Source organism: Acetatifactor sp., from assembly GCF_982438285.1.
Genome location: NZ_CEWDFQ010000260.1, coordinates 1 through 4,458 on the forward strand (window position 1 = coordinate 1; position 4,458 = coordinate 4,458).

The 4,458-nt window shown below is 47.7% G+C and carries 2 protein-coding genes and 1 pseudogene; all 3 read right to left on the minus strand.

Annotation, left to right across the window (positions count from 1 at the left end):
- Positions 1-2,006 (minus strand): glycosyl hydrolase 115 family protein (locus AC1WIP_RS11975; RefSeq protein WP_481142042.1); only part of this gene is annotated, 2,006 nt, incomplete at its 3' end.
- A complete protein-coding gene (locus AC1WIP_RS11980; RefSeq protein ID WP_481142043.1) occupies positions 1,993-3,930 on the minus strand; it encodes a sialate O-acetylesterase in 1,938 nt (645 codons plus the stop codon). The genes AC1WIP_RS11980 and AC1WIP_RS11975, both read right to left, overlap by 14 nt.
- 112 nt (positions 3,931-4,042) lie before the next feature.
- Positions 4,043-4,458 (minus strand): annotated as a pseudogene (locus AC1WIP_RS11985) (iron-containing alcohol dehydrogenase); the annotation flags it as partial.

The window sequence follows — 4,458 nt, forward strand, 5'->3', positions numbered from 1 at the left end:
CTGGAAACCACCATTCTTGGACGTTCAAAGGGTGTAACATAGGTGCGCAGAGGGTAACGGCAGCCGTCCTCGTTCCACTTTACAAATCCCACATGACTTCCCGTCCACATTCCATGCCATTTTCCGTTATTGCGGCTTCCCGCTGTACAAACCAGCTGTCTGTCCGCCTCAATACATTCCCGTACCCTGTCTGCCCAGATATTCGCAGCCTTTTTTCCCAAGCTGGCATAGTGTGCGTTTTTTCCAGCGCTTATCTGCATCTGTATTAAATTAAATCCCATTTTCAGCTGATTATAGATCATGCTGTAAAAGCCCTCTTTCGCTTCCACAGCCAGCTCCTTTTCCAATTTCTGAAGTCTCTGCTCCAATTCGCAGATTGCCTCCAAGACCCGATCCGCTTCCCCGTCCGCCTGCCGATAGGTATCACTTTTCAGCGCCTCCGGACGGCATTTCCCGATCCATGCGGTTCCCTTTGTCAAAAGAAGCTCCATACAGTCTATCTGCGCAGCAGTTACAAGTCCTCCAAACTGCTTCTGCAGCCACAGTCTGGTAAAGGTTCTGGTGGAATTTGGTGCAGAGCTCCCCCAGGTTTCAAAATCATAGGCCAGCTCCATGAAGTATGACAGAGGAAATTCATTTCCCTTAAGATCTCCCACATTTACCATCCATACGGTTCTCACTCCTTGCTCATAGGCAAGAGTCATCTGCTCCCAAATAGCAGTAAGCGGCGTGCTGTTGATCCACTCATAAGAGATGGGAGCCCCGTGATAATCCAGGTGATAATACATACCATAGCCGCCCTGGTGAGAGGCTTCCTTCTCTGGCAGATACCGCATATGTCCGAAATTATCCTCGCAGAACATCAAAATGATATCCTGCAGGCCGTCCCAGTCCTTCAGCCCTGCTGTCTCCCCACATCCATAGTAATACTGCTCCACTTCTTTATAAATGGCTAAAAGCATAGGAAACCCCTTTTCCCCAGGTCTTATGTTGGCCTGTATCAGCTTCTTCTGCTCCGTGATGATATCCTTCAGGATATCAATATTTTCCTGAAGGGAGCCAGGTCCTTCCAGCTTGCTGTCTCTTTCTCCCCGCATGCCGACGGTAATGATATTTTCATATTTGCAGCTTCGTTTTAGTCCGTCTTCCCAGTATTTCAACAGTCCTTCCTTATTTATCATATAATTCCACTCACTGCCGTAAGAACCATTCTCCCCCTTGTAGATATCCCATTCCTCTCCCGCGCGCAGACAAGGCTCATGATGGGAATTGCCCATTATAACTCCGTACTTATCCGCAAGGCGCGCGCTTTCTTCTCCCGGCCCATCCAAAGCAAAGCAAGAGGTCCACATGGCTGGCCAAAGATAGTTTCCCTTCAGACGCAGCAACAGTTCAAATACCTTGTCATACATCTCGGCATTGAATCCACCAAAATGATGAAATGCCCATGTACCGAAGCAGGGCCATTCATCATTGATAAAAAATCCTCTGTATTTCACAGAGGGTTCCTTGGAAATCATTTCCACGGAGGCATCCAATTCCATACGCTCTTTATGCTGTACAGGGGCATCTCCCCAAAAAACAAGCGGACTGACTCCCATCAGCTCGGACAAATGAAACATACCGTAAATAGTGCCCCTCTTGTCGCTTCCATATATAACAAGAGCCTGGCTGCAATGATTTCCTATTTTTATATCTGCGAGCTGCTCCTCTTTCAGCAGACGGATTCCATAAACTTCCCTTTTCCCTCTCACTGACTTCGCATCTATCCTTCCGGTCAGCTCCAGCTGCTTTAAGATGGGACTTTTTCCCAGCTGTGCAAACAAAACAATGTCTCCAGATGCCTTGCTGCAGTCCTCCACGATACCCGGCCTTCTGCCCGACGCCATTTCCATATCCGCCGCCACCTTTTTGGCTATGGCATAAATACCCACATCGCTTTCCTTTTCCACTACAAAGGTCACTATTGCGCTTTCATCAAATAACCGCATTTTACTCTTCTCCATACACCTTCCTAAAGGGTACTGCAGGAAGCCCCGCCGTATGATACAAATCAGCATCCAGCGGACAATCATTCCATGCAAACATAAGACTCTCCACATTCTGTTTTGCAGGCAGCTTTACAATCACCTGATCCCTCCCCCAGATCTGTGCCTTGACCGGAAATTTTCCTCCCTCCTTCGTCTCTATCTCAAAACCGCGAACAAATATTGTCTTGCTATCCTTCGTACATAAAGAGAGCCTTTCATCCTGTAGTGAAAAGCTAACTCTGACGCAGTCGTTTTCCCACAAAACCCGGCTGACCTCCGGCCCTTTCCAAACCACATCTTTTTTATAAATAAGTGCCTGCGCAGCAAGGGAAATTCTCTCGCCCACACTTTTTTTATCCAAGGGATGCAGGTCATTATATTCCCCCAGATCATATGCCTGCACCATTCCTGCATTTTCTGTTTTCCCAGCTCGCCTTTGAGCTTCACGCAGACTTGCCCATAGTGCTTTTTTTGTATGCTCTATGCCGTCCCCAAAGCCTGCCAGCTGTACATAAATAAATGGCAGCTTTGGCTCCCCTAACAGCAGTCTCCAATCCCGGATCATCTCAGTAAACTCTTTCTCATAAGTCTCCGGCCTTCCTGTATTAGATTCCCCCTGATAAAAAAAACAGCCGGAAAACCGACATTTTCTGATCGGATAGAGCATTCCGTTATATAGGCCGGAGGCCTTATATGAAAAGAAATCCTTCTCCCCAAGATAACCAGAGGAAGCCCTCATATCCTTCATAATCTCATATTCCCATACACCCCTCAGATCAGCAATCTCCCTCTTTCCACACCGTATGCCATATTCTTTTCCGGGCATGGTTCCCCCTTTGCCCCGCATCACCAGCATGTGCACCTCAATCTCGTTTTCCCCTTCCTGCAAGAGGCCTTCCGGAATGGGATAAATGCGAGGCGGATACTGATAGGCTGTCTCGCCGATCTTTACGCCGTTTACAAATATCTGATCCGCATCGATAACTGTTCCAAAATATAACTTTGCGCCCATTTTCTGTTCTTCGTCCGCACAATGTTGTCCCAAAAGCTTGTCCACCTTCTCCTGCGTCAAAAGTATTTTTTTCTTCAGACGCAGGCTTCCGGCAAATCCGCACAAATCACCCTCTCCAAAAAAGCCAGGTACAAAAACCTTCCCCTTTTTCTTTTGCTCATGAGAGCCTTTCTCCTTCTCCTCTTCAAAGGGCAGCATCGCTTCAGCAATCCACCGCTCTTCCAGCTCCTCCTCTTTTTTTTCCGTCTGTTTCACATAAGAGGCATCTGCACATTCCTCTAGTTCCCCGGCATCAAGATCCAGACGCCTTATGGTTTCTTCACTTGTCCATGCTTTTACCGGTGTGCCTCCCACTGCGGTCTGAAAAAGGCCGATTGGTATCTTTTCCTTTTCCCAAAGGGCTCTTGCTGCAAAAAAGCCCACCGCGCTAAAAGCGGACAATTCCCCGCCCACAGCTTTTCTCCAGATGCCGTCCGTAAGCATTTCCCGTTTCCACCGGAAAGCATATTCTTTGGGAACCTCAAATGTTCGAATACAGCCCATTTCCACATCTGACAGTTCCTCTTCAAAGCGTTCACGCACTCTCTCTATGGGAAGCTCCATGTTGGATTGTCCGCCGAGCAAAAATACATCGCCAAACAAGACATCCACAATGCAAATACTTTCCCTCCCGTCACTGATTCTGATTTCCCACGGTCCCCCCGCTTCCATTTTGGGAATCCGACACTCAAAATAGCCATTTTCCATGGCTTTTGTCACAATAGGGCGGTCGCCCAAAAAACAGCTTATCCTTGTACTGTTTTCCGCGTATCCCCAGATGCAGTTTTCTGTTTCCCTCTGCAATATCATTCCATCGCTGAAAAAAGAGGTCAATCTGATTTTTCCCATATTGTCTCTCAAATCTTTCCCTTTATTTTCTTGCTTCTAGTTTATTATTTACAGAAAAGAGAATAAACGGAAAAACTAAAGAAAAAGTAATGACAAATTATAGTTTAGGGATTTAAATAACAAAAAGGGAATACGCCTTCTCATAGAGCTGTGCGATTTCTTCTTCTGTAAATTTTCTGGGATGATTTGCAATGCCTGCAGCCGAAACGGTAAAGCAGTTCTTTGTCATCCATGGAATATCCTCCCGGGTAATGCCCTGCTCCCCCAGGGATGTGGAAAGCCCGATTTCCTCTAAAAGCTTTCTAAGCTGGCTTGCGCAGTCCTTTTCATCCTTCCCTCCCAAGGCCTGGGAGATCACTGCATATCGGTCAGGGGCCGCATCTATGCTTGCCTCCGTGATCACGGGGGTGAGAGCCGCAAGTCCTCTTCCGTGGACAATGTCCTTACAGCCGCTGGCCGGATGCTCCATTCCATGGGGCAGCGTCCCCCCCGCCGTGTTGATCACCATGCCTCCTATGGTGCTGGCCC

Coding starts and splice junctions, on each gene's coding strand:
- AC1WIP_RS11980 (WP_481142043.1), bottom strand. CDS start 3,930: ATGGGAAAAATCAGATTGACCTCTTTTTTCAGCGATGGAATGATATTG.